The sequence below is a fragment of the Candidatus Xiphinematobacter sp. Idaho Grape genome (genome assembly GCF_001318295.1).
Taxonomy (GTDB): domain Bacteria; phylum Verrucomicrobiota; class Verrucomicrobiia; order Chthoniobacterales; family Xiphinematobacteraceae; genus Xiphinematobacter.
Window position 1 is genome coordinate 688230 of record NZ_CP012665.1, and the last position, 26663, is coordinate 714892.

The window sequence follows — 26663 nt, forward strand, 5'->3', positions numbered from 1 at the left end:
CCTAGAAGGTTACGGGCCCTGGACCTATCTAGAGGTAAAAGACTTCATCTTCTGTTCGAGTAGTTTTTACAAAAAATGGCAAATACTGTCCTCGTTGGTGCTCAGTGGGGAGATGAGGGGAAAGGGAAAATTATCGATTTCCTTATGGAGGAAGCGGATATTGTAGTCCGTAGTCAAGGGGGAGATAATGCTGGGCACACCATCGTCTGCGGGAAGAGAAAGTACATTTTACATCTGATCCCTTCGGGGATTTTACGGCACAGTAAGGTATGTGTCATCGGAAACGGCGTAGTCATCGATCCCGTTGCGCTGGTAGAGGAAATTCAAGCCCTTCAAGTTCACGGGGTTAAGGTGGAAAACAATCTACTTATCAGTGAACTAGCCCATCTAGTTCTCCCGTATCATCGCGTGCTGGATGAGCGCCTGGAAACTCTTAGAGGCAATAGCAGGATTGGCACTACAAGGCGAGGGATTGGTCCTGCCTACTCAGATAAAGTAGCTCGCATAGGGTTGCGAATGTGCGACTTGGTTAGTCCGAAGACCTTCACAGAAAAGCTAGCCGAGCGCATTCGCGAAAATAACATGGCGCTGCGCCACCTAAAGGCAGAGCCGCTAGACTGCAAAAAGGTCTTGGAGGCTTATCAGGCGGCCGCTGAGGTTTTACGCCCTTTTGTCTGTAATACGGTGGTTTTTCTTCACGATGCTATACTTAGGAAGAAAAGGTTACTCTTTGAGGGGGCACAGGGCACCTACCTAGACCTAGACCATGGTACTTACCCTTTCGTGACCAGCAGTAACACTACTGCAGGTGGTGCCTGTACAGGCAGCGGTATACCACCGCAGGAAATAGACCATGTTATTGGGGTAGTCAAAGCGTACACTACTCGCGTGGGAAGCGGCCCATTTCCTACTGAAAACAAGGAATTAGGTCATTTCTTTCACAAAATGGGACGTGAATTTGGCGTGACAACTGGCCGGCCTCGCCGATGTGGTTGGTTTGATGCCGTAGCCGCCGGCTATGCAAGTATGGTAAACGGTATCGATAAGCTAGCGATCACCAACTTAGACGGTCTGGATACTATAGCGACTATCCAAGTATGCGTCGGTTATCAACTAGAAGGATGTATGCTCCGCACGCCTCCCGCTATGGTGTCTGATATGGAAAGGTGCGAGCCGGTTTACAAAGAGGTTCCCGGTTGGCAGTGCTCCACTGCTTGTGCACGCACCTATGGCGATTTGCCCGAGAGAGCAAGGAAATATATAGAATTGATCTCAGAACTCACGGGTGCCAACCCAACATTTGTTAGTGTGGGAGCCAACAGGGAACAGACCATACGGATCTAATGAATAATGAAAAAGTTCCTACACACATTGCTATCATTATGGATGGCAATGGGCGTTGGGCAGAGCAGCGGGGGTTTCCACGCCTGTCGGGCCATCAAGCTGGGGCAGATTCTATCCGGGAGTGCATAGAAGTCTGTGGGAAGATAGGGGTCCAATACCTAACTTTATATGCATTTTCGTCTGAAAATTGGAAACGACCTTCTGCAGAAGTGAAAGGATTAATGGATCTGCTAGAGCGCTTTCTTCGGGAAAGCATTGAAGAAATGATCCATCAGGAAGTCCGTTTATGTGCCATTGGGCGTTTACAAGATTTACCGATTACCTGTCGGCATCTTCTAGAAAAAGCAAGAGAACGCACTGCTTCTAACCGCGGCATTACACTAGTCCTTGCTTTGAACTACAGCAGTCGAATAGAAATCGTTGATGCGGCCAGACGTATTGTACAAGCCGTACAAGATGGAAAAGTGGATATGGATCAAATTGATGATCGGCTATTTGGGAATTACCTGTACACTCAGGGTATACCTGACCCCGATCTTTTGATCCGGACTTCCGGGGAAATCCGGCTTTCCAATTTCCTTCTTTGGCAGTCTAGCTATACGGAGATTTATGTGACATCGAAACTGTGGCCGGATTTTCGGGCCGCAGACTTGCAAGAGGCTCTGAATGACTACGGTCGTCGTCGTCGTCGCTATGGAAAGCTATAACAGTTCAGTTGCTGGTAAACAGAGAACAGCAAGTTTTGGCTCTTTAAGTGTCGTGATGCGGGCTCTAGTGTAGAAATTGCTGACGGTTATATTGAGTAAAGTGCCCACTGTCAGCTTAATTTATAGCCACCAGTTGCCAGCTCAAGCATACCCTAGCAATGCGTTGCTAGGGCCCGTGTAGCACTTCTCAAAACTTAATGACGACGAGATGCAACCTGTGAGCAGGAAGGTTTCTTTCCGTGCTGAATAGCGTAAACTTCCAGAGCCAGCCCAGAGCCTAGCAAAAGGGGATAGATAAAAGCGGAGTGCACCTATATTGTTGATACTGTGCAGGTATATAAGCGCACCCATCGGATCCTAGCAAATCTCCTGAGCAGGGATGATGGCACGAGAATGGAGGAAGCGCATTATAATCTTCCTTCTGGGTATTTGAGATTGCAGATAAGCTAGATGACAGTTAGAATCCTGCTATGGCGGTAGGAGAGGAAAAGCATGGCTGTTCGGGTGCTCGCAGGGGGCGTCTCCTTGCTTGATGCTTGGAAATCTAAAGTCCGGGGTAGCCGTCCTTGGGCCGTCTTGGCGAGACGTTCAGGATAATGTACAAGTTAACAGTTGTTCTTTTATGCACCCTTGCTGTGGCTCCTATAGCTCCCGCGTGGGTCTGGGGTTCTTCTGAGGGATTCTTGGATGGAGTTGCTGCTGTCGTCAATAGTAGCGTGGTCACGGTTTCAGAGGTCCGGGAAGCTATGCATAATAGGAAGCAGGCGGCGCTGGAGGACTGGAATGGAGTTGAACGCCAGGAAAAATTACAAGGCTTAAAAAACTTGGTGATTAGGGAGCTAGTCGACCGTCAGCTCATACTCCAAGAGTTCCGAAAACGTGAGTTTGCTATACCTTCTGGCGTAGTAGAGGGACAAATACGGAAGATTGTCTGTGAGAACTTCGACGGGGATCGGACAGCGCTTGTCCGAGTCCTATGGTCCCAATGCTGTACGCTGAGCCAGCTCGAAGAAACAGAAATGGACAGAATGGCCATTCTGGCGATGCGTCAGGAAAACGTAAAAGATGATTTTGTTATCTCGCCCAGGCAAATTTGGCAGTATTTCAGAAAAAATAGGCGCTTGTATACTACTCCAGAGCGGGTAAAGCTGCGGATGATCGTTCTGCGTGAAGGCGACAGTAGCAATGATCTTACAGTGAATAGAGGAAACAGGAGGGCTATAGCTGAAGAGATCCGCGCTAAACTGCTCAGTGGAGAGAAATTTGACCGTATGGCGCGTGTATACTCTGAAGATGCTTCTACCAAGAACTCCGGGGGGGATTGGGGCTGGATTGAGCGGACAACCCTAAATGCAGATCTTTCCGACTTAGCGTTTTCCATGAGACCTGGAGAGATTAGCCCTGTTACCTCCATTGGGGGCGCCCATTACATCCTGTTTGTAGAGGCTCATAAGCATGCCTTAGTAAAAGGAATCGAAGAAGTTCGCGACGAAATTGAACGCTATCTCATCCGCCAGCAACGTTTCAAAATTCAGGAGCGTTGGTTGAAGGGACTGCGGAAAAGGGCTTACATCAAAATTCTATCTTGATAAGTATTTTTCCGCCAATGGTTGTGATCTTCTCTGGTGTAGCTTTGGAAGCGTCCTGTAAGGCTCGCATTTATCAATGGTGGAACAGCTAGAAGGTTCTGTGGCTTTCTTCTAGTGTCATTGGAAGGTTCTTAAGGTCCCCTCGGGAGGAGTCTCAAGGAAACTTATCCGGTTGCTTTGCTTCAGCTGCTCTAGTTGGGCTTAGACGCGAGGCAGTAATGTCTATCAAAAAAGGAATGGAGACGCAGTGGGTCCCTTGTAGTTCCTTCAGATAAAGGCTTCATTGTACAGAGAAGGAGGCATTCGACGCCGATGCTATTCCCACGATGGGATGATAGGACTGTCCCACTCTCAAATGCCTAATTTTTCTTGATCGATGATGTAGTCACAGTCCGGTTCGTTTTTGCGTTGAATAATCACTGCGGGAGAAGCAAGGTCTACTTTACGGATGCAGGGGCGTAGCTCAATGGCAGAGCAGGCGGCTCATAACTGCTTGGTTCCCGGTTCGAGTCCGGGCGCCCCTAACCTAGAACTATCTTTAGTGATCCGAAATGAATGGGCTGCTAGCAAATCCGTCTAAGACGCGGTTCCTGTCAAGAAGGGATTTTAGAATCTGGTAGGAGAACAGAGACTCTTCGCATTTTATGTCACAAGAACGCTGGAGCCATCTCCAGTCTGCTCTACATATGAGAATGGGGGAACTAATATGAGTCCAACTTTCCTGCCAACTGGCCTAGTACCTAATGCTTTTAGTGCTTTTTTGGCCAAATCAGCATAGAAAGCTTGGTTCCAATGGAACCCTCTACGTTAGAAGGTCCATAGATATAGGAAAATAGGGTGTTGGGATTGGGAGGTTGAGCTTATACTGAATTCCGGACTGGGATGGCCGACTGCAAAAAGACTGGAAAATGTCTAGCTAATTTTCCTCTAGCTGAGGAGCAGTTCCACTGCATCTTTCGACCCCTCGTGCTTCCTCCTCCATAGGGCCCTTGTTCCAAGGGGAACACAACTTTAACTTTTCTTGCCAATTCAGGTGTTCATATGCTGCTTGCAAGGCTATAATCCTACTATTGCTAAGCGAGCTGAAAGCCTAATCAGGCTTGCAAAAAAGTCTTGGGGAGTGGAAGAAACCTTCAACATTCATGCTAGATCCTTCTAAGTCGGTAAGAAATGTACGCTAAGCTTTTTGAAATATCCTGGGTTCTCCACACTGGCGGGGTAAGGGGTTATCTATTGACTCATCTCTAAAAAATTAGAGAGTCACAGAAGGACGGGTGCTTAGTGAGGGCACACCCCTGACAACAAATCCTAGGCTGCATCCACACTTTGCTACCTCTAACCTCACACAGCTGACCGGCGGGGCTCACGGGGCTCCCCCCCCCCTTCCACGAGGGACATGTTTCTCACATGGAACATACGAAAATAAGGCACCATTATGGCAAAATTAAAACTTACCTTTTTAGGAACCGGAACCTCCACTGGCGTACCAGTTATTGGTTGTAACTGCGAGGTTTGTCATTCGCAGGATCCAAAGGACCACAGGCTACGGCCCTCCATCCTGCTGCGGACCGAGCAGATATGCATTGTTGTAGACACACCACCGGATTTCCGCACACAGTGCTTGCGAGAAAATGTTCATGGTATGGATGCTGTCCTCTACACGCACGCACATTCTGACCATATTCTAGGATTCGATGATCTGTGTCACTTCCTTAAGTTCAAGAACCGTGATATACCCATTTACGGTGTTTCAGAAACACTTATAGGGATTAAGAGGATGTTTTTCTATCTCTTTGAGAAGATAGGCAATTACGTACGTCCATGTTTAAGAGAAGTCCACGAGGAATTCAAATTAGGAGATCTCCTAATTGTCCCAGTAGCTCTTCCTCATGGAGTGTTCACCACAGCAGGTTTTGTATTTCATCATGCAGGCAGGAAGGCCTTAGCCTACTATACAGACTGCAGTGCTGTTCCTCCGAAGGCACAAAGTGAAGCAAAAGGAGTGGAAGTCCTGGTGGTCGATGCGCTGCGTCACACACTCCATCCTACCCACTTAACAGTCCAGGGTGCTTTAAGAGTAGCCAGGAATTTAAGGAGCCGCACCTGTTATTTTACTCACATGGGACATGAACTCAAATATGCGAAGATCCAGTCTTCCTTACCTAATGGAGTTTTTCCTGCTTATGATGGGCTCCAAATCCAAATCTAAGGAATCTGGTGATGTGGGTGATCTGGGAGTTTTTGGGGGAGAATCGTGGAGTTGCTAAAGATAGGAGGAGAGCTGCTCTCCGCATAGAGTAACGCCACAGCCTGCACTGCTTTAACAAGAGCCCAACCAAAACTTGGTCGGGGATACCAATAGTGTGCTATATGTCTTCTCTAGCGGAAAAATAATTCCTGTACACACGAACTTTTAGGTGATTAGCACTTTTTAGTGCCAATGCCAAAGTGCCTGCCACGGAGCCCATTGGAGAAATCATGAATATCCAATGGAATGGAGATTTAGAGGTAAATAAAAAAGTCTGTAGGAGGGAAAGGGTATTTCTCATCAGTAGTTATTCCGGGGGCTTTTGGAACCGCCTTGCTTTTCTCCTATCAGTATGTCAGTGCCTGGGCCAGGCTGCAGCCTTCTTTCTTGCGCGGAAGCTGAAGTCCCTACCTCTCGGTCTTAATCCTACGAGATTTGCAAGATATCCGGTGAGCTTACCACCAGTGGCTGTAGAGGGAGAGCTCCTGTCGGTAGGGGAGAAGACGGAGCAAGACAAAATTTATGTGGAGTACAGAACGTCAGCACAAATCCCAAAACCCTCTGTAAAATACATGGGATAGGGGCCAATGTAGCGAATTTTGGTGGGGGCCGGATTCAACCTTTGCTGTGGGGCCTAGAAGCGACAACAGTGGTGGACGTTACAAGAAGGTATGCGCCCAGTATAATTTTGTTAAGAATCCTACCTTGCTTGGTCTAACCGGCGCCCAAATCTGTTCATCCCGTTTGTTTCTCAGGGAACTGAGGATATGTTCACGCAGGCCACATAGGCCATCAGAATAGAGAAAATATCGCGTCGCTCTCCCCATAAATGAAAAGGCGCGCAAAAGCGACGGTTCCGTCCGTATCAGAACTCTTCTAGGAAGTTCCTGGCACAATTTTAATTGGCGATACATTTAAACGGCCAGAACAGCCACCTATAGCAGTTGTTTGGGGGTAGGCCTCTAGGCGGACGTCATCTCCAATACATCTATACCGAACTTTAGTCAGTCTTAATGCTTGAGCGAGAGAAGAAATACCCAACCCACCAAAGGCTGGCACCCTCCCACCCAAAAATAGTGGAGCATAATAAAGGCAGAATTTGTCAATGACGTGCTGATCTAGTGCTTCTCCAAGCAAATACCCCCCTCCTTCGATTAGTACGGACCTAATGCTACGTGCTCCCAAGGAGTGGAGTATTTCCCTAAGAGAGCTTTTCTGAAAGACTAGAGTGCGATCGTGGTAGCGATCGGTGAAAATCCTCGCATCCGGAGGTAAGCTTTTTTGCGTCCAAACTACACGCCAGGGTTGCGGACGAGGTGGAACCCTACGAAGGGTAAGGCGTGGATTATCAGTTCGGATTGTTTCTCCCCCAACTAGAATGGCGTCCACAGTGGAGCGGAGACCCATGGCATCCCGTCGGCTGGCAGCACTGGTAATCCAGCGTCGTCGCGGGTGGGAAGAAATATAACCGTCCAGAGACATGGCAGCCTTAGCGATAACCAATGGACTTCCAGTGCATATCCACTTATTCCACCCTTCGTTAAGAAGGAGACATTCTTCCTCCAAAACGCCTGTAGCAACTTGAATTCCTGCGGATCTTAGTAAAAGCACCGCATGGCCAGCATGGAGAGGGTTTGGGTCAAATGCTCCAAATACTACTCGGGAAAACCCTGCGGCGATGATGGTATCGGTGCAAGGGGGCGTCCGCCCGGCACTAGAACAAGGTTCTAGCGTAATAAAGAGCTCGGCGCCACGGGCATCTCCGGGCGATTTCAGCATCTGCAATGCTGCAATTTCTGCGTGAGGACCACCAGCCCGACGATGAAAACCCCGTGCAATGAGGCGCCCCTCCCGCACAATAACCGCCCCCACAGCTGGGTTTGGGCTTGTCCAACCTACACCCCTTACGGCCTCAGCGAGCGCCCTCCTCATCCAGAGCGTATCCGAGGCAAGATGTAGGTCCATCGACACTTATCAGCAACCAAAACTACTAGAACTACTCTAAAGAGGATCCCACCTTATAGCAAGGGTAAAATAGCTGGGGGCTACTACAACTTATTGTGCTTGTGGTCTACTTTGGTCCACTCTATGAAGGTTCTTTTAAATGGCGCTTAAGAGCCAGTCTCTAGAATTGACGGCAACAGGAAATAAGAATCATTCCGGCTGCTTTGTAAGCAAAATAGCTTACGGTCTTTTAGGAGAAGGATTATTGCAGAGAACTGGCCAAATTATTGTTGCTAATTCGGCTTATAGGGTGTATAGCTCCCCCAAGGTGAAAGGAGGAGAAGATGAACAGACTTCAAGATTACGAGATGTCCCCCTGGGGAGCATTCCACCAAGCGTCGTCGCTGCGTGATTTTTTTAGTCGCGCTCTCGAGTGGATTTCCGAGCCGTCATTTTTACAGGCTTCCTGGGAGCGTTACTTCTTTACTATGGAAGAGGAAGAGGAAAGAGTTATTGTGAGGGTGGAGCTGGTGGGGATGAAGCGGGAGGATTTTGAAGTTGAGTTGAAGGATGGTCTGCTTACTGTTGGTGGTCAGCGCAAGGTCGAGCGGAGAGCGAAGGAAGGAGAGCCGCTCCGAAGGGAGCGCTTCTTCGGGAAGTTCTCTAGGTCTGTTAGTCTGCCCACGAGAGTGGACGAGAGTGCGGTAACTGCTTCCTACAAGGAAGGCATCTTAGTCATCGTCCTACCCAAAAGTGAGAGGGCGAAACCAAAGAGGATCGCAATCCATGCAAACTAAGGTAGTTTTACCGGTAGTTTTACCATAAGCCTATGTCTCAAGCTATTATTCATAAACCAGAAGACAAGATAGAGCGGACTGAGAGTGGTTCATTTTTCATCACTCCCGTTGCGGATATCTGGCACGATAGGGAGGGCTACACTCTGGAAATAGAAGTACCGGGTGTCGATAGGAGCGGCGTGGAGGTGTCTATTGAAGATGGAAAGTTAGTGGTAGTAGGATGTCGCCAGTCGGATCGGTCTCCTGCAGGAGAGAAGCCGCTGCCCCGAGAGAGAGGTGAGAGGAAGGGCTACCGGCGAGTGTTTGATCTTTCTCCGGAGGTAGATGCCTCTGGTATTAGGGCCTCTCTAGAAGAGGGGTTACTTACGCTTCGTGTACCGAAGTCAGAGAGGGTACAACCGCGGAAGATTCCTATAGAATAAAGGAGACGGTAATTTGGTGGAAGGCTGCCTGTCTCTCGCACATTGCGGCAGCAGGGTCTGTGGTTTTTTTGCGGGGGGATTCAGCGTCCTGTCTTTTTTTAGCCCTTTCTCTCGCTTCTCGGCTCCGAAACAAAGAGGGGCGGAGGGAGTTTTTAGTGGCTGCTGCTCTGCTCCCTGACTTTACAGGCTTGCCGCCTTTCAGAGGAGGGCTTGTTCGATTCTCTCTACGGAAGGGAAGGTTGGAAGCAAGAGAAGTTGCTCCCGGACCGTCTTCTTTTCTCTGAAGAGAAAGAGGTGAGGCGCAAAATCAGACAGTGGAGCAAGAACAAACCTGCGGCATCCGATCTTCGGATGCGGCAATATAATCGGGCCGAAGATTCCTTGGTACGAGCTAAGGTAGAGCAGATCCAAGTCTAGAGGGCGAGGAGCGTGTCTTGGGTGTGGATGCTTGCGACCGGCAAGAGTTTCCAGTCGCTGGAGCTCCTCCCACAAGGCTTCCGGTCCAGAGCTCCACCCGATTTCTATTACGGCATTCAGAAAGTGTCTAGAATCTGAGGGGCAATCCACTGGAGCAGTTCGATAAACGCTCGAGGAATAGTTGGCAGCAAAAGACCGTGAAGGAGAGGAAAGCGAAAGAATAGCTGCTGCAGCCCTCCGAAGATGAAGCAAGCTACTTCCCAGGTTAGAGCCCAAAGCAATACCTGCTCGGCAATTAGAAGAGGAAGGAGAAGAAAATCTCATCTCGCTAGCAACCCAAGAACATCCTGCATGCTGTAAAGTCCAGCAGGTTGCCGAAGCACCCAGATAGCAGCCTGCAGAGAGCCTAAAGCAAAGGTATTTCGGCTGGAGGCCTTGTGAGCAAGTTCAAGACGTTCTCCACCACCAGCAAATATTACAGTGTGTTCCCCAACGATATCCCCTCCTCGGAGGGAGTGCACTCCAATCTTACGCTTGGAGTAAGGTGTAGCGGTTGCTACACCTTGTCGGCTATGTTCTATCTTTTCTGGAATACAGAGAGAAGGGTGTACCTCTGCAAGAATTTCTTCCAGTCTTGCGGCGGTACCGCTAGGAATGTCTCTTTTGTGTCGATGGTGCATCTCTATAACTTCTGAGTCAAAGTCTACGCCCAAGATTTCCACGGCCTTACGGGTAAGCCAGAAGAGAACATTCACGCCAGTGCTAAAATTGGGGGAAAAGACAATAGGGATAGCACGCGCATACTGTGCAAGGGTAGGACCTACAGCATAGGAATGCCCTGTGGTACCGATGACAATAGGTTTACCGGCATGGGCTGAAGCCTTGACAAATGGCAGCGTTGCTTCCGGCTGAGTAAAGTCGATAGATACGTCACTCTGGGAGAGTGCTCTTGGGAAGGAGTCGTTAGAATTGATTTCAGCGGAAATTCGAAAGCGCGGGTCCTCCCTGGCGCACGTGGCAACCGCTTTTCCCATCCTACCATGACTACCAGCTATGAGGAGCCGAACGGGAGGAATCATCATGAAAGAAGGGTACCACTGGTGCTAGATTGCAGTATATCTCTAATATACCCTTTACTGGGCTCAGTGAGTTCACATAGCGGGAGACGGACTTCCTCGGAAATCCTCTTGGAATGCAGGATAGAAAGTGCGTACTTCACTGGTACAGGACTGGTTTCCACGAATAGACTTTTGAAAAGGGGAAAGTATTTGTAGTGCAGTTGCATTGCCAGTCTGGACTGGCCTATCTTCCAGGCATGGACCATCTGGTAGACCTGTTTCGGAATCACGTTGGAAGCCACGCTAACAACTCCCTCAGCCCCCACTGCTAAGAAAGGCAGGGTGAGCGAGTCATCACCGGAAAGAATGGTAAATGAGTCGGGTAATTCCTCCCGAAGTTGGCTGACACGTTCCACACTTCCCCCGGACTCTTTGAGAGCAACAATATTTGGACATCCCTCTACCAAACGTACAACTGTTTTTGCACTAATTTCCACTCCACAACGGCCTGGAATATTGTAAAGGACTAACGGTAGCCTGGTGGAAACAGAGATTGCTCTGTAATGTCGGTAAATCCCTTCTTGGGAAGGTTTATTGTAGTACGGCGCTACTAAGAGGGCGCCATGCGCACCCAATTTTTCGGCTTCTTGGGTTAAATGGATAGCCTCTGCAGTGGAGTTAGATCCTGTACCGGCAATAACGCGCACGGTGGAGTTGCAAGCTACCTCGACGGCTACTTGAATAGCTCGTGTATGTTCTTCCGTGGTGAGTGTCGGAGATTCTCCCGTAGTTCCTACAGGAACGACTCCATCCACCCCAGCCGCAATTTGTTGTTCGATTAACCAGCGATAAGCTGGGATATCCAGTTCCCCCCCCCGAAAGGGGGTGACAAGGGCAGTGTAAGTTCCGCAGAATTTCATAGAGCTAGGTAAGGCTACTTAGAAAATTTCTATTTCTCCATCAAAAACAAAGCTAGCAGGGCCACAAACACACACGTTGCGCAAATTAGGAGAACTTTCGAAAGAAACTCGTAGGGTATCTCCTCCTTGCACCGTAACCCAGATTGGAGAAAGAACAGACCTGTGCATGTGATAAAGGAGAGCGCATGCGGCAGCTCCAGTACCACACGCCAAAGTTTCCGCTTCTACCCCCCGTTCGTAGGTACGGATGCGCAGGTGATCAGTGGCAACAATTTGTATAAAATTGACATTTGTTCCCAGTGGGGCGAAGGCTTCATGAAGACGAATCTCCTTCCCATGAAGGTTAACATCTACTTTTTCCACAGCCTCTACAAAAACAGCTGCATGAGGAACCCCGATACTGAGAAAATGCACCTCTTCCGTCACTCCTGCTATCTGTAAGAAAGCAGGCGGACAATAGTTACTAGGCTCGCTCATCTGGACTTCTACGCTCTCACCCAGCAACGCACCACGGATAAGGCCAGCTGGAGTTTCAAAAGAAAATGCTCTCTGCTTACTCTTTAAGATACGTTGAGCATATCGAGTAAAGCAACGGGCGCCGTTCCCACACATTTCTGCCTCTTGACCGTTGCCGTTATAGTAGCGCATCCTGAGATCGCCCCCATTTTGAGGTGACTCCATAAGAAGTAACCCATCAGCCCCAACCCCATAATGCCTATCACAGATTTTGGTAATTTGAGAAGGGGCAAGATGCACCCGTTGATCCCGGTTATCTATCAGCACGAAGTCGTTACCGGAGCCGTGCATTTTTGTAAAGGAGAGCCTCATGGAATGGAGCTGGTAACTGCTTTATGCTGTCCGAAGAGTTTCAACAAGTGGTTCCACAAACTCCTTGATCTGTAACAGCCACCGTGGGGAGGAGGCATATTCGGCAATGCGACGCACAATAGCACTACCTATTACTACCGCATCTGCGTAACCAGCGACAACCCTTACTTGATCAGGAGTGGAAATACCAAACCCTACTGCTATTGGAAGAGAAGTGTATTGACGAATGCTCTGGAGCTGAGTGCGGAGAGTTGTAGCAAGTTCAGGTCGCTCTCCAGTAACCCCTTCTCTAGAAACGCAATATACAAAGCCCCGAGCAGCGTTAACCAGACATGGAATTCGCTCCTGGGGGGTTGTTGGAGAAACGAGCTGAATAATCTGTAGCTGATGATTTCCGATAGCCAAGTCTTCATTGCAAGAAACTTCATCGGGTGGTAAGTCGAGTACTAGAAGCCCGTCCACCCCTGCGGAGATGGCATCCTCTAAAAACCTTTTAATTCCATAAAAGTAAATGGGATTAAGGTAGGTAAAGAGGATGACTGGAAGGGAAGATGATTCACGTAAATGGCTTATAAGTTCCAGAATTTTTTCTACACTACTCCCCGCGCGCAACGCGCGCTGGATAGCTGCCTGGATGGTGGGTCCATCTGCTAGTGGGTCTGAAAAGGGAATCCCCAACTCTAGCATGTCTACTCCTAATTCTTCCAATACATGGATAATTTCTAACGTGCCTTTCAAGGATGGATCTCCCCCAGTGATATAGGCAATTAGGCCCCTTTTTTTCTGGGAACGAAGGCGGGCGAACACCACGTCCATCCGGGATTGCTTGGACATTCTATAGGAAATAGGGTAGAATAAAACTCTCCCCACGGGAAAGGTAGAGAAATAGATCCATCCACGCTTGTCAAGTACAGCCTTCTTTCGGATCGAAGTAGTATGACTTGTAAAGAGAGTCCTTCCCTAGGAAACAGCTGCCAAAATGGCTTTTGCTGCTCGCATAGCAGCCCCAGACCCACTAAGAGTAGTTACGACTGCGCGAAACTTCGCAACCAGTTGTCGGCGATCTGGATGGGAATACAGTAGTCTGAGGCACTCATGAGCAATGGCTTCTGGTTTGGCCGAGTGCTGGACGAATTCTCTCACGACGAGTTCCCCTGCAAGGATATTAACGATTCCAAGAAATGGAACTGTGGCGACACAACAACCCATCCAAAAGGTAACCCAAGCTGTTTTGTAAATAAGGCAATATGGGAGCTCAAAATAAGCAGACTCAAGTGTGGCTGTCCCGGAACAAACAATTCCTGCACAGGCACGCTGCATTAGACTGTAAGCGGTACCTGTGCAAATACACATTGGAATCTGAGCCTCTCTTGCTCCGTTACGCATCCACTTGGCATGATTCTCATTGGCTGCTGCTACTTCAAACTGAATGCATGACCTTCTTTTTAGAAGAAGGGAGGCAGTACGCAACATAATAGGAAAGATGCGATGTACTTCTTCCCAGCGACTGCCTGGAAGTAAGGCTAGCAGATCACTGTCGCGTCTTGCACAGAGGTGTTCCCCTTCCAGTTTCTCTACAAGAGGATGGCCAACAAACCGGCTTGCTAAGCCGGAGGACTCATACAGCTCCTTTTCAAAGGGAAAGATACAAAGTACAAGATCCAGGAGCTTGGCCATTTTGGTCATGCGCCTTCGGTTCCACGCCCAAACCTGGGGGCTAATATAGTAGAGAATTTTGAGGCCAGGAAACCGAGAGCGCGCTGTCCTTGCTAACCGCAAGTTGAAGCCAGGGTAATCGACAAGCAGTAAGGCATGTGGTTGTGCGTTGTTTATACGTTGTAGCATTTCAAAAAACTTCTTGCGGAACCATGGGTAAATCTTAAGAACGTCCCAAAGGCCAGTTACACTAGCTTTTTCCACCCAGTTGTCGAACGGTTGAGTGGAGAGACGCTCCATTTTTGGACCACCTGCTCCCTGGAAAATTACGTTTGGATCTTGCCCAAGAATCGCTTCCATAACTGTGGAGGCATGGTGATCTCCACTGACTTCACCAGCAATTACCCAGATTTTTTTCACGGAGGGAAAGAGGGAAAAAATTATGGGGACCACTATGCCAAATTTGGCGAGTAATTTCGAGCGCAACGTCTAATGCAACTGCCGCTTCATGGCCACTAACACGCGGTCTTTTTTTTTCGCATGCGCAGGAGATAAATGAAGCAAGTTGGAACTTTAAAGGCTCCCCACGAGGAACTCTTAGTCGATCTGTCACAATTTTTCCGTCTACCAGCCGATGTATTTTGCTGCTTTGGCGATAGTAATCGAGAGAAAGGTAGGCATCTTTTTGGAAAAGACGGATCTTGCGGAGCCTCTTATTGCTAATGCGGCTGGCAGTGACATTGGCTATGCATCCATTTTGAAAGCGAATCCGTGCATTTGCGATGTCTTCATTCTTACTGAGAACGGCTATTCCTACCGAGTCCATATTAATGACTGGTGACTGTACGATGTGCAACACGACTTCAATATCGTGAATCATTAAGTCTAGAACTACCCCAATGTCCGTGTTCCGATAAGGGTAGGGAGAAAGGCGAATGACCTCTAGAAAGCGCGGGTTCCTTAGCTTGCACTCTAGGGCTTCTAGTGCAGGGTTGAAGCGTTCTACGTGACCCACCTGAAGAATGCACTGCCTTTCCTGAGCAATTAAGACTAGCATGTGAGCATCCCTTGAGGTTTCTGCAAGAGGTTTTTCTACCAGTAGATGTTTCCCGCGTTCAAGTAGGAACCGGCTAATCCCGAAATGTGTGGCCGTTGGAGTACAGATTGTTGCCGCATCTACATGGTCCGCAAAATTCTCCATAGAGACGGCAGCAGGAACACGATATTTCCTGGAAACAGCTTCTACCACCATACGGTTTGTGTCGAAGATAGCTGTTAATTGGCACGCATGGTTAAGCTCTGAACACACCCGCACATGATGCATGCCCATGTGACCGAGCCCAACAACACCTACTCTTAATGGATTCATGAAGCTTTTAATCCATAGATAGACAGAGAGTGGAGATCGGCATATTCAATCAATCTGTCCTTTTCTAACAGGAGTGTGCAATGGGCCTCTATACCTATAGATCGGATTCGCACGCTACTTGCACATTCTAGCGTAGTCAGACCAATAGCAGGCACGTCGAATCGCATATCCTGGTTCGGCTTAGCCACTTTGACAATAGTAGCATTTTCTATTCCTAGCTTGCCTCCTCGGAGAATGGAGGCATTTGTTCCCTCGAATGCCTCCACAGCAAGTACTGTCCCTTTACGGACAACTACTGTTTGACCAATATCCAGCCGGCTGATCTCCTTAGCAATTTGATAACCAAACCGAAGATCTTCCATTACAGGAAGCTTAATTTTGGGACCGGCCAGAAGGCCCTCATCGGCAAGATAGTTGTTCAGAAAGGTAGTGGCAGGAAGTAGCTCAACGCCTATATGAGATAACTCGTCCGCTACTGCTCCAAATAGAGTTTCAGCGTTCCTCTTGCGGAGGCGAGCAAGAAGAAGGAGAGCTCGCATGTCTAGATGTAAATCAAAAAGGTTTTTTGGAGCAATCTGTCCAACAGCCATCGCATAGCATGCGCCAGACTTCCTTGCAACAGAAAGGAGATGGCTGAGTCGTCCAACTCGTACGGTATAAATTTCATCAACCCATCTACTAAGTTCTGGAGAGGTTTCTCCTTCAAAGGCGACTAGGATAATACGTCTCACACCGGCTGCACGAGCAGAATGAACCACGAGGAGTGGGTATTTGCCACTTCCAGCAATCAGGAGTAAATTTTCAGGTGGATACATGCTACAAATTTGGTCAACTAAACACCGCGTGGTCTGTGTCTGGAAGCTTGCTTTTGTAAGCCACGTTCCTAGCAGTCGAGATGTGGTGGTCTCTCCAAGAAGAGCACACCAGACCGCCTTCGAGCATGGACTCCGAAAGGCAAGTTAACTTTTGCCAGCTTCGAAAGCGGAAGGACTATCAGACTGCGGATACGCTCCACTGCGGCAAAATCCACCTCTGGCACTCCCTGTTTCAGTAACCATTGCCGCAAAATTCTTCGTTGAAGCCCCCTAGGGAGGGAGCAAAGTTTTTTATAAGCAAGCTGTGTCTCATAGGAAAAACTCTCGGCAATTCCCTTCATCCAGTCCTCCTCATCTGCAAGGATTTCTGTGCAACGCAGAATGGCTTTCCGATAGTTAATTCCAAATCTTCGATCCAAGAAGGGTAATAACTCATGGCGTATACGGTTCCGCATTAGATTTGTATCCAGATTAGTAGCATCCTCCCGAAACGGAACTTTCCTTTCGCAGGAAAACTGCACAACTTCCGAGCGAGAAAGTCTAAGAAGTGGACGGATAATATGTAGGGTATTCCCTCTTTCCTTTTCTATTCTGCGTGCCGATTCCATCCGCATCCCAGCCAGACCAGCAGTGCCTGTTCCTCGTAGAAGGTTTATCCAACAGGTCTCTAGTTGGTCATCAGCATGGTGAGCAAGAAGAAGGGTAGCACAGTGGGTCTCCTTGGCAACCTCAGCAAAGAATGCATAGCGTAATTCGCGCCCTGCCATTTCGGTGCAGAACCCCTGATCAGAGGCAAATTGCTCCGTTTGTGCTCGTGCAAGCCTAAGTGATAGGCCTAACTCTTGTGCCTGAGAGATAACAAAGCGCTCATCCATTCTTGCTGCTGCTCCTCGTAACTGGTGATTAAGATGGCATAAAATAAGCCGCTGGTATCCGAGTGTTAACAATCCATAGAGGAGACACATGGAGTCACGACCCCCAGAAATCCCCACGAGAAATTTAGTCTCGGGAAAGAATCTGGCAAGACCCCTAGAGAGTTTGTTAAGAAACAGGCTCAATGCAGTCTGCTCGAAAATATCCACGTAGAGATTGCGGGAGCAGCACAGATCCATCCGACTGTACGTGATTCTCAAGAAGGGCCACATACAAACGAGGGAGGGCGGTCCCAGAACCATTGAGTGTATGAGCAAAGCGGCTTTTTCCATTGAAGTCCTTATATCGGAGATTCATACGCCGGGATTGAAAATCACGGAAATTCGAACAGCTGGAGACTTCTAAAAAGGATCCCTGCCCGGGCGACCATACCTCAATATCGTAAGTGTGCGAAGCGCTAAAGCCAAGATCGCCTGTGCAGAGTTCCACTACGCGATATGGAAGATCCAGCAATTGTAACACTTTTTCTACATCAACAGTGAGCGACTGTAGCTCTTGCTCTGAATCTTCAACTTCACAAATTTTTACCAACTCTACTTTGTCAAATTGGTGTAGACGGATCATGCCGCGCGTGTCGCGGCCTGCTGAGCCAGCCTCTCGCCGAAAGCAAGGGGTATAAGCCACGAAGCAAAGCGGCAGGTGAGAAATGTTAAGGACTTCGTCACGATAAAGGTTAGTTACAGGAACTTCTGCTGTAGGAGCAAGGAAAAGGCGACTACTATCGCCATTGACAGCATACATATCTTCCTCAAACTTAGGCAATTGGCCAGTGCCAACCATACATTCGCGATGAACTAAAAGTGGGGTGTTGACTTCACGGTAACCGTGTTGTACAGTGTGGAGGTCTAGGAGGAAGTTAAGCAGCGAGCGCTCTAGGCGGGCCCCGGCCCCGGTAAAGCAGAGGAAGCCGCTCCCGCTGATTTTTGCCGCTCGATTGAAATCAAAGAGTCCCAAGCGCCGCCCGATGGCAACATGGTCTTCCGTTGTGCTTTTCTCTGACGGGTTGCCCCAGGTGCGGAGCGTGGGATTAGCAGAGGCGCTCGTCCCGTGCGGGACAGCTTCCTCGGGGAGGTTGGGGAGCTGAAGTAAGAGATCCTTCTGGCGGAGGTTGAGTTCTGTCGTACGCGAATTGAGGGCGTTTATCTCCTCACCAAGGGAGTTCGCGGTCGCTTCGGCTTGTAAAGGAGCCCCCCCTTCCCCCCTGCGTAGCTTTTCGACCTGCCTACTTAGGCGTCTGCGCTCCGCATACAGAAGCTGAAGGCGAGTCTTTGCCAGCCTGCAGTCGGCATCACACTCTAGCACAGCATCAATTGCGGCATCTAGTGACTTTCCACGTGCGGCAAGCTTAGCCTTTATTAAACCAGAGTTTTCTCGGATGAGACGGATATCAAGCATGCAGTAAGAACCGAGTAAAAGATAATGGAACGCCGGGGAGTATACGAGACAGCCTACGGCATGAGGACTTGCTTTCGGAGATAACTTACTCACTCCATAGCTTTTCTTGGTCTGTTGGCTGGGTATGTGTCTTTCGGTGACCAAACGTCCCAGGGAGTCTTTTTGTTAGTACAAGTCGGACCGAGCCCACTCAGGTCATGTCCAGTCTGTACCATTTAGCACAGCGGCTTAGTTTCTAGGTTATATTTAATTGTAAACTGGGTTATCCCTCTCGCTCTCTGCAGGCCCCCCCCTGTTGCAGCTCTTAACTGCTCTTCCGATGAAAGAAGAGCATACAAGCACTTCTAGTACAGCCAAAATGAGGAGCTTGCCAAAGAGAAAAACCTGAGAAAGTCAGCAAGGTCTTGAGTATTTTCAGAAAATGCAGGGGTGTGATAATCTAGAAAAGATGTGCGTTTTGAAGGAGCTCAGCTTTAGAGCCACAGAGTGGGTATAAACCACACCTGGCAGGGGCAGACATCCAAAAGCACATCTTGGCGCTAAACTTCCACTGGACCCCCCCTTTCTGGTGGTTTCTCAGAAACAAGAGGGCCTTAGAAATATTCTAAAAGGAACATGAGAAGGGTCATCAACTCACTCAACAGGTCAAGGAGAAACTCGGGTAAGTAAAAGAGCAAAAAGAGTAAAATATATCAAGTTAGGCTGTTAGGCTATTTCTTCGTGTCTACTTCAGCTGCCGCTAAGACCGTATGATGGGAAAGGACAGTTACATCCAAACGTTAAAAGGTAAAGACGAAACTACATTCCTACTGGTACGCGAAATAAAAAAGCGTTGCGGCGCTTAGATTAGTGTTTCCCTGTGGTCCTCTTGTGGGAAAGAGAGCCATGGCAACTTCCCGCCGGTATTACCCAGTCGCTCTTGCATTTTCATAAAAAAGGTCTCATAAAACTGACGAGATTACCGGCTAATCAAAAGTTATGCCAAAATACTTTGGGAATCTGGTATTTATTCTATCTGAAGGTGCCTGGGAATTGAGACTAGGACACTAAACGAAAACAGAGTGTCACGAATCTCATGAGAAAGCAGGAAGTTATGCCGTGGCAGGAGAAATGAGTCCCTTTCGCATTATTGCAAGCGGCGCTGGTCGATTAAACCAGATCTCGAAGGAAAGGGCTCCTTGATGAAGGAGCATAGAAAGGCCATCAGTTACACGCGCTCCATTAGCCTCTGCATCTAGCAAAAGCTGCGTTTTCTTCCCACCAGTGTAAACGCTATCCAATACCATTAAACGAGGAGTAAGGAGGAGTCTGGGAACCAACTGAAAATCTGAATTCTTCTCCATTCCGACGCTGGTAGCGTTAATAAGCAGGTCGGTTCGAGGCAGTTCACTGGATAGAGCACACTCATCCAATTTTATAGCTACAAGGCGTTCCATGGAGCCAAAAAGGGGTCTGTTCCGGAAATAGGGCTGTAATTGCCTTTTTAGTGACTCTATCTTCTCGAAAGACCGGTTGGCAAGTACGAGACGTTCACAACCTCCCAAAGCACACTGCGCGGCAATTGCTCGACCTGCTCCTCCACAGGCACCTAAGATGAGGATTGTCAAATCCTTAATATCTACACGAAACTTTTCACGGACAGCCTGTACGAGACCAGGACCATCGGTATTATAGCCACTGAGACTGCCATCATTCCTCACTACAACGGTGTTAACTGCACCAGAAAGGAGTGCAAGGCGGTCCATATGGTCCACAAGCTTAGCAGCCGCTGCTTTGTGCGGGATCGTGAGATTTGCGCCAATCCACCTAGCATTAGCCAAAGCGCGCAAACTGGCAGGAAGCTCATCTGCACGCACATGGATTCTTACATATTGAGCTTCTATCCCAGACTCCAAAAGAGCAGGATTATGCATCTCCGGAGACCGAGAATGACTGACAGGATCTCCGAAGACAGCAATTTTTGCTGGGGGAGAAAACTCTTTGAATTTTTCTGGGTTATAAATCAGGTCTGTTGCGGAAAATTTGCGGGGAGCTATGGTCGTCATGCGAACTTTTGTAGTGTTCTTGTGAAACGCATTAACACGCGACTCTTACCGAGAACCTCTAGCATATGATACAGACTGGGCCCCACGGAGCGGCCACTGGCTGCAACGCGAGCTGGGTGCACGAGACCTCCCAGACTGCATCCTATCTCTGCAGCAACTTCCCTAAGTTTGACTTCCAACGCAGCAGCACTCCAATTTTCCATGGCTGTATAAGCCTTCTGAAGTACCTTGAGACGGTCGAGGGCATTAGGGGCATAAAGAACTTTTTCCACACTATCCGGGTCAAAAATAAATTCTTCCGTAAAAAAGTAGCTAGTCCAATCGGGGATATCACACAGAAGTTTAATCTTTTCCTTTATAAGCGCCAAAACTGGCAGAAGTTCCTCGTAAGAACCATACTCGATACTCCTTCTCTCTATAAATGGAAGAGCCAGCTCAGTAAAACGCTCTAGCTTCATCTGCAAAATGTGCTGCCGATTTATCCAAAAGCATTTATCCAAGTCAAAGATAGCATTACGCCGACTGATAGATTCTAAATCGAAGAGCGTCTGAATTTCCGAAAAACTCAAAACTTCTCGATTACCTCCTGGGGACCACCCTAGTAGGGCAAGATAGTTGAGCATTCCCTCAGGGACATAGCCCTGAGTGAAATATGTAGCAATGCTCGTACCACCGTCTCGTTTGCTTAGTTTTTTTCCTTCTTGGTTTAGAATGAGAGGAAGGTGTGCAAACGTAGGTGGGGTGATTCCGAGTGCTTGGTAGAGTTCAACATGCTTTGGTGTATTAGAAAGGTGATCTTCCCCTCGGATCACATGGGTGATCTTCATTTCTATATCGTCTACTACGTTCACAAAATGGAAGACCCAACTTCCATCAGAACGTCTAATGGTCATATCCGGATGAGTAAGAGGGTTGGACATATCAAAGGAAATCCGTCCGCAGACCACATCCTCCACTACAATGGGGGCACGCGGTGAGCGGAATCGAAAGGCCCCCTTTTCCTCATATAGTACACCCGCTTTCTCAAGTCGGCCAAAATAGCTCTCATAAATAGAACTCCTTTGGCTCTGACAGTATGGTCCAAAGCTACCGCCGGTTTCCGGCCCTTCATCCCAGCTAATCCCTAGCCAGCATAAGCCATCGTAAACTGCTTTATAACCCTCAGCAACATTGCGTCTTTTGTCGGTATCCTCTAGGCGCAGAATGAACTTACCACCATGCTTTCGACTGAAAATCCAGTTGAACAGGGCAGTCCTCGCCCCGCCCACATGAAGATATCCGGTAGGCGACGGAGCAAACCGAGTGCGAACCTCAGAGGGCATAAAGAAGAAGACATTTGCTTGGAAGTTCAGAGGACATGGACCTATTGGGGAGATGCAGGAGAAGGATATACAAATTCTTTAACTCTTTTTTACTCTTTCGTTTTACATTGTTCTACCGAATATCATGACTATACCCAATGTAGTAGCAATTATCGTTGCTGCAGGCACAAGTCGACGCATGGGTTTTGACAAATTAACCGTTCCACTAGCAGGACAACCCCTACTCACCCACACGCTACGTGCATTTGAACAGTGCGTCTATGTATCAAGGATAGTTCTAGTCTGTACCCCTTCACGGGAGGACGAATTTCGTCGCATTGCTCGAAGGGGTAGAATTAAAAAGCCGGTCACTTTTGTATTTGGAGGCAAGGAGAGACAGGATTCCGTGTGGAATGGACTTCTCGCAGCAGGAGAGTCCGCCGAATATTTAGCAGTGCATGATGGGGCGCGTCCGCTAGTCACGCCATTTCTCATTGCTAGCTGTATTCGCGCCGCCCAGCGCTGTGGCGGAGCTTGTGCAGCTGAACCTCTTACAGATACCGTGCACCAGGTGAACAGAGAGAAATTGCTTGTAAAGTCTATCGAGAGGAGGGGGGCTTGGAGAATGCAAACCCCGCAGGTTTTCCTCCGAAGCAGTCTTCTGGAGTCATATCTCCAACTCATGCGAGAGGGTTGGTCTATCACAGATGAAGCATCCATCCTGGTTCGATTCGGGAAACGAGTCGTCATTGAAGAGTCTGTAGATTGGAATTTTAAAGTTACAGTTCCACAAGATCTTGTGTTGGCTGAGGCGGTACTAGCTTACCGCCAAGGTAGGTCATCGAAGTGGAAATGGGACTCCTAGTTTTTCAACGAAGCCGTACCTTCTGAGCATTTCTACTAGCTCTTCCTTGCCGAAGTAATGCCATACGCGAATACGATCCCTTCCTGCCATAAAAAAGAAGGTCGGATGCTTGCTGCCCTACCCGCAGGGGGTCATTCTGGTTTTGTAGAGCGAAGGGTTCATTGGGGAATAACTATCTTTTCACAGCTAGCATCCTACCTAACTTGTTTCCTCAGCGTAGCAAAATGGCACGATGAGACCTATTGCTGCCATCATATTCGATCCTGTATTCTTAACAAAAGGCCTCTCCCCGTTTGGGTGATAGGGAGGGTGGACTACTCTTCTACGCAAGCATGCATGAGCATGCTGAGCTGAAAGAATATTCTTTCTGATTCTACTTTGACGGCATTGCGCTTAGGAAAGCCTCATGAGCACACTATCAATGTCCACGAGATACGTGGAAATATTGGCCACGAACTACCGCAGAAATAACAAACAAAGCGTCTAGTCCAACCGCTGAAGCGACATATGCACGCCCACCTACTCCAAATCCATAGCTATGTAAGCCTGTGCCAAGTACAAAATTAACCCCATACCAAGCCATTAGGACAGATAGGAAACAAACAATGGCACCTATAGCTAGCCCAAGTGCATCCCATTGGTGCGCAATACGTCCGTGAAGAAGCACTAGGTAGGTGAGGAGTGTGACTAAAGCCCATGTCTCCTTTGGATCCCAATCCCAAAATCGTCCCCAGGAGTAGTTCGCCCATATGCCGCCTAGAAAAATTCCCCCAGTCAGCAAAAAGGTACCTATTTGTAGGACGCGGTAAATATACTCGTAGAGGGAGTCGGAAATTGGTTGACGGAAGAAGACTTTCCATAGAGCGATATGGCTCATACCCATGGCAAGAGCAAAAGCAGCATAGCTGAGAGTGGTAATGAGAACATGAGTAGTGAGCCAAAAATTGCTTTGCAATACTGCGGTTAAGGGCTGAATAGAGTGAGTGAGAATAAGTGGTTGCCTATCGGCAAGGAAGAGGGCTGCGCTGGAAACAGGAATAGCCCCGGCAAGAAAAAAATGGGTGCGATAGACTTGCTCAAAGAGCAAAGCGAAAAGAATAGTGCCAAAGGCAAACCAAACTACTGACTCGTACATATTGGCAACGGGTGGACGTCCAGCAATTAGGATGCGGCAGATAAAACCAAAAAGTTGAAACAAGAGACCAGCAACGGTTAGCACTCGAGCGCATAGATATGATAGTGTGCTAGGATAAGAATTGGAGAAAAGGAGCACAAGACCACCTAACAGATAGAGAATCCATGCCGAACGGAACGGGCGGATAGTCTGGTAGAGGAGCTCTAATCGAATCTTGAACATTCCTTTTGCATAGCAAGCAGGAGCTCCCTTTGCGAGGGAGGTTTTGAGAGCAGTGACGGCAGTTTCAAAGGCTGCAACATTCCCAGAAGTGTAGGTGGACCGCAAATACTCTAGGCAGGGATCGAGTGGACTAAGAGCGCTCCAGGGAGCGCTATTGTCGGATGGGTTTGGAACTATTCGGACAAGGGAGCCACTAGCCAAGTCTACCAGGAGTGACATGCGGGTAGCGACTTCCTCTGCCGCTCTAAGTGCAGCCGGAAGTTTTACGCTCGGATTACGTATGCGAGCAGCCCGTGCTTTCTCAATTTGCGATTGTAAGGTACGGTTGTCTCGTAGGGTCTCAAAGGAGAAGAGACCTTGGTTTTCTGTCAGTCTGCAGGCCTTTTTAAGAGATTTATCTCCTACCAGAAGAATGTGTATCTGTTCCCACCCCTCCGGAGATAGCCAAAGGGCAACGACTATTTGCACGGCAGGAAGAGAGGTGTGGCCTAGTGTGAGAGAGGAAGCCCCAGCTACGGAAAGCAAAAATTCGTTTGCGAAAGCTAGGAACGGCTTCTTCCTACCTTGATTCTGGATAGGAAGAGACTCAAGAGAGGGGGGGAGATTTAAAGCATGCAGGTCTGCATAACAGGATAGGGGGACCCCAATCCATAGGTTGACTAGAAAAAGAAAAAACCGAACAGTCATAATTGCCTATGGGTAAAGTAGAACATTGTGAAGATACCAACGCAGATAGCGAATGAACCACTCCATTTGAAAAGCCATCCTGGATCGTAAAGCACTTGGAGAGTTGTTTCTCGAAGATCAGTTGGATCCCATTGAGCTTGGGAGAATTTATAATTCCAGCCTGTAAGAGTTCTCCACCATCCATCAGGAAAGCTCGCAGGGTGGTTCATTTTGGATGTGGTTTGCTTGCGAGTGCCAGTGCGGTCATCTTGAAAATCCAACAGCGAAATGTAGTCTGATGGAATGTCCGTGCCCTCATAGCGTGGGACTACAAAATTTCTCAGCCGAATATTGAAAGGAAGACGACGCACTGACAGGCCGTAGGTAATGCGTACGAGTCCATCTCGGTGTAAAAGTGTAGTTACCACCCCCGGCCCGATCCATGCAGAGGGACCACAGAGACCGTCTTTGCTTTGGAGGTAGGCTCGAAATCCGGTTATGCCAGGGTTTGCAGAAGGAGTAAGCCGTGAAGCAAGAGAAGCTGATGGAAGAAAATCCAAGAGTGTGGCTTTCCAGTCCCCCCACCCCGTGTGGAAGGAATCGCCGGACGTAAGGCTGCCAGAAGCGTAGATGGTACCGCCACGACTCAGTTGATAGCATAGGATATGTCTATTATCTGAATGAGGAGCAATTTCTAGCAATGGAAGGTAGCTACTGCTTTTTGAAGGAGCTGAGATGCGTAAAAGCACTGCTGGGTTCTTGGGCAGGCAAGAAGCGCTGGCAGGTTTTCCATTATGGATTCTAAAATCTGGCCAGAAAGCTTCTACGCGAATGGTGGCAAAATCCGTCTGGATGGAATGACCGAGATGCTCAGAGACCTTCAAAGTTTTAGGTTGGTTAGTAGGGCTGATGAGGGTTAATACTGAGCCGTCCGGGTTAAGCATGGCTTCCCATCCGGTGTTTTCCTTAGAAATTCCCTTTATGGGTGGGTGGTGACTGAAGATCATGTGCGACTCTGAGACAACGTGGGATATCCGTTTGGGTAGTTTTGGGAGAAACAAAATGTTGGCTAAACGAAAGAAATCAAATTCCTGTGACGAAAAGCCAAGAGAAAGTGGAACTCGAATTGGGACAGCAATCATAGAGCTAGAAAACTCTAGCAATATCGCTGGTGGTGCATCCGATGCCGCAAGCAGTTCTGGATCACTGCGGAGTGAGGTGCTCAGGTCATTTGCCACAATAGTGAGTGAGGTACCAGGTACAGCAAAACGACGGAGTCGCCTAGGAGAAGGGGGGGTCATTTCAGCATCGAAGTCCATCCAATATAATCGACCATCAGTAGAGTCCTCTACTTGGACCACATTACGGCTAGTGGTGACTTGATTGGTAGGAGCATCATCTACCCGCAGGGTAACATTCCCTTCAAATCCCCATGTGGAACCGACGAGAGCGCCGACCAGGAGGGTGACGATACCAAAGTGTGTAATTACGAACCCAATATGCTTGCGTTGCCACGGCCAACGAGTGAGGGTAACCGCTAGGAGATTTATGCAAAGCAGCGCTAACCAACAAGTGAACCACGGTGCCTTGTAAACGGTTGCCTGGGCAAGCTTAATGCTGAAATTGGACTCAGTAAAGGTAGCAACAGCACAGGCAGCTGCTAGCGTAGCAAGGAGGACAAGAGCAAGCTTTAAAGAGCCGAAAAGGTAGATGAGTTTCCAAATCGGAGAGTTACGCATCCTAGTTCTCAGTGAGGAGAGTAGTACCGTATAGATTCCACTAGACAGAAAAAAACTCCCTGGCGAAAGGAGGGATAATTTTTACCGAAGAATGGTATGGCTCTGACTGTGCAGGCATGAATTTGATGAAACTCATCGGCTAGATAAGATGGGGGCAAGAAGCTAGAACGCCTCATTAAGCGCGTGACGATCCCACGGCCTCTCCTTTCTTAGGAGGCTGAAGAGACACGAAACCAGTAGTGCCAGAC

The 26663-nt window shown here is 48.5% G+C and carries 23 protein-coding genes and 1 tRNA gene; 9 read left to right on the top strand and 15 right to left on the bottom strand.

Annotated features, from left to right (window positions below; genetic code table 11):
- Nucleotides 1–75 precede the first annotated feature (75 nt).
- The 6 genes from AMD24_RS03230 (at nt 76) to AMD24_RS03255 (ending at nt 6469) form a co-directional block, all read left to right on the top strand.
- Complete coding sequence (locus AMD24_RS03230) at nt 76–1344, top strand: adenylosuccinate synthase (protein ID WP_062100637.1); 1269 nt, start codon at nt 76–78, stop codon at nt 1342–1344.
- Nucleotides 1344–2051, top strand: coding sequence for an isoprenyl transferase (locus tag AMD24_RS03235; RefSeq protein WP_062100638.1), 708 nt, complete (start codon nt 1344–1346; stop codon nt 2049–2051). The genes AMD24_RS03230 and AMD24_RS03235 overlap by 1 nt, the downstream gene beginning before the upstream one ends.
- A gap of 596 nt (nt 2052–2647) precedes the next feature.
- On the top strand, nt 2648–3640 hold the full coding sequence (locus tag AMD24_RS03240; RefSeq protein ID WP_082383041.1) for a peptidylprolyl isomerase: 993 nt from the start codon (nt 2648–2650) through the stop codon (nt 3638–3640).
- Nucleotides 3641–4092: 452 nt separating this feature from the next.
- Nucleotides 4093–4164: transfer RNA gene (locus AMD24_RS03245), tRNA-Ile, on the top strand.
- Nucleotides 4165–5075: 911 nt separating this feature from the next.
- Nucleotides 5076–5849, top strand: coding sequence for an MBL fold metallo-hydrolase (locus tag AMD24_RS03250; protein WP_062100640.1), 774 nt, complete (start codon nt 5076–5078; stop codon nt 5847–5849).
- A 269-nt stretch (nt 5850–6118) separates the two neighbouring features.
- Nucleotides 6119–6469 carry a hypothetical protein gene (locus AMD24_RS03255; protein WP_158404376.1) on the top strand — a complete coding sequence of 117 codons (351 nt, stop codon included), beginning with the start codon at nt 6119–6121 and terminating at the stop codon, nt 6467–6469.
- Nucleotides 6470–6764: 295 nt separating this feature from the next.
- On the opposite strand, the gene ribD is transcribed toward AMD24_RS03255, so the two are convergent.
- Nucleotides 6765–7853, bottom strand: a complete 1089-nt coding sequence (ribD, locus tag AMD24_RS03260) for a bifunctional diaminohydroxyphosphoribosylaminopyrimidine deaminase/5-amino-6-(5-phosphoribosylamino)uracil reductase RibD (RefSeq protein ID WP_082383042.1) — start codon at nt 7851–7853, stop codon at nt 6765–6767.
- A gap of 323 nt (nt 7854–8176) precedes the next feature.
- On the opposite strand from ribD, the gene AMD24_RS03270 reads away from it, so the two are divergent.
- Together AMD24_RS03270 and AMD24_RS03275 are read left to right on the top strand one after the other, a co-directional pair.
- Nucleotides 8177–8629, top strand: coding sequence for an Hsp20/alpha crystallin family protein (locus AMD24_RS03270; protein WP_082383043.1), 453 nt, complete (start codon nt 8177–8179; stop codon nt 8627–8629).
- A 32-nt stretch (nt 8630–8661) separates the two neighbouring features.
- The gene (locus AMD24_RS03275) at nt 8662–9051 is read left to right on the top strand and encodes an Hsp20/alpha crystallin family protein (protein WP_062100644.1); all 390 of its coding nucleotides are present in this window, start codon (nt 8662–8664) and stop codon (nt 9049–9051) included.
- Nucleotides 9052–9249: 198 nt separating this feature from the next.
- Here the strand turns inward: AMD24_RS03275 and folK are convergent, their stop codons facing one another.
- The 12 genes from folK to gltX form a co-directional block, all read right to left on the bottom strand.
- Nucleotides 9250–9792: a 2-amino-4-hydroxy-6-hydroxymethyldihydropteridine diphosphokinase gene (gene folK / locus AMD24_RS03280; RefSeq protein ID WP_062100645.1), complete on the bottom strand. Its 543-nt coding sequence runs from the start codon at nt 9790–9792 to the stop codon at nt 9250–9252.
- A complete protein-coding gene (gene dapB / locus AMD24_RS03285; protein ID WP_235503178.1) occupies nt 9789–10550 on the bottom strand; it encodes a 4-hydroxy-tetrahydrodipicolinate reductase in 762 nt (253 codons plus the stop codon). The genes folK and dapB overlap by 4 nt, the downstream gene beginning before the upstream one ends.
- Nucleotides 10547–11446 (bottom strand): 4-hydroxy-tetrahydrodipicolinate synthase, encoded by a 900-nt coding sequence (dapA, locus tag AMD24_RS03290; RefSeq protein WP_062100646.1) that lies wholly within the window; start codon nt 11444–11446, stop codon nt 10547–10549. Before dapA ends, dapB begins: the two co-directional genes overlap by 4 nt.
- An 18-nt stretch (nt 11447–11464) precedes the next feature.
- Nucleotides 11465–12274 (bottom strand): diaminopimelate epimerase, encoded by an 810-nt coding sequence (dapF, locus tag AMD24_RS03295; protein ID WP_235503179.1) that lies wholly within the window; start codon nt 12272–12274, stop codon nt 11465–11467.
- Between the two features lie 21 nt (nt 12275–12295).
- The gene (gene trpA / locus AMD24_RS03300) at nt 12296–13108 is read right to left on the bottom strand and encodes a tryptophan synthase subunit alpha (protein WP_062100647.1); all 813 of its coding nucleotides are present in this window, start codon (nt 13106–13108) and stop codon (nt 12296–12298) included.
- A 126-nt stretch (nt 13109–13234) separates the two neighbouring features.
- The gene (gene lpxB, locus AMD24_RS03305; protein WP_062100648.1) at nt 13235–14350 is read right to left on the bottom strand and encodes a lipid-A-disaccharide synthase; all 1116 of its coding nucleotides are present in this window, start codon (nt 14348–14350) and stop codon (nt 13235–13237) included.
- Entirely contained in the window at nt 14322–15299 is a 978-nt protein-coding gene (locus AMD24_RS03310; RefSeq protein WP_082383046.1) for a Gfo/Idh/MocA family protein, read from the bottom strand. Before AMD24_RS03310 ends, lpxB begins: the two co-directional genes overlap by 29 nt.
- Nucleotides 15296–16114 (bottom strand): LpxI family protein, encoded by an 819-nt coding sequence (locus AMD24_RS03315; RefSeq protein ID WP_062100649.1) that lies wholly within the window; start codon nt 16112–16114, stop codon nt 15296–15298. Before AMD24_RS03315 ends, AMD24_RS03310 begins: the two co-directional genes overlap by 4 nt.
- A gap of 68 nt (nt 16115–16182) precedes the next feature.
- Nucleotides 16183–17226: a tRNA lysidine(34) synthetase TilS gene (gene tilS, locus AMD24_RS03320; RefSeq protein WP_158404384.1), complete on the bottom strand. Its 1044-nt coding sequence runs from the start codon at nt 17224–17226 to the stop codon at nt 16183–16185.
- Nucleotides 17156–18535: a serine--tRNA ligase gene (gene serS / locus AMD24_RS03325; RefSeq protein WP_320408891.1), complete on the bottom strand. Its 1380-nt coding sequence runs from the start codon at nt 18533–18535 to the stop codon at nt 17156–17158. Before serS ends, tilS begins: the two co-directional genes overlap by 71 nt.
- 998 nt (nt 18536–19533) lie before the next feature.
- Entirely contained in the window at nt 19534–20487 is a 954-nt protein-coding gene (gene aroE, locus AMD24_RS03330) for a shikimate dehydrogenase (protein ID WP_062100652.1), read from the bottom strand.
- Nucleotides 20484–21809: a glutamate--tRNA ligase gene (gltX, locus tag AMD24_RS03335; protein WP_062100653.1), complete on the bottom strand. Its 1326-nt coding sequence runs from the start codon at nt 21807–21809 to the stop codon at nt 20484–20486. Before gltX ends, aroE begins: the two co-directional genes overlap by 4 nt.
- A 124-nt stretch (nt 21810–21933) precedes the next feature.
- Here gltX and ispD point away from each other — a divergent pair, with 124 nt between their 5' ends.
- Entirely contained in the window at nt 21934–22653 is a 720-nt protein-coding gene (gene ispD / locus AMD24_RS03340) for a 2-C-methyl-D-erythritol 4-phosphate cytidylyltransferase (protein ID WP_062100654.1), read from the top strand.
- Between the two features lie 418 nt (nt 22654–23071).
- On the opposite strand, the gene AMD24_RS03350 is transcribed toward ispD, so the two are convergent.
- Both AMD24_RS03350 and AMD24_RS03355 read right to left on the bottom strand, forming a co-directional pair.
- Nucleotides 23072–24697: a cytochrome c biogenesis protein gene (locus tag AMD24_RS03350; RefSeq protein ID WP_062100656.1), complete on the bottom strand. Its 1626-nt coding sequence runs from the start codon at nt 24695–24697 to the stop codon at nt 23072–23074.
- Nucleotides 24694–26415, bottom strand: a complete 1722-nt coding sequence (locus tag AMD24_RS03355; protein ID WP_062100657.1) for a cytochrome c biogenesis protein ResB — start codon at nt 26413–26415, stop codon at nt 24694–24696. The genes AMD24_RS03350 and AMD24_RS03355 overlap by 4 nt, the downstream gene beginning before the upstream one ends.
- Nucleotides 26416–26663: the final 248 nt, after the last annotated feature.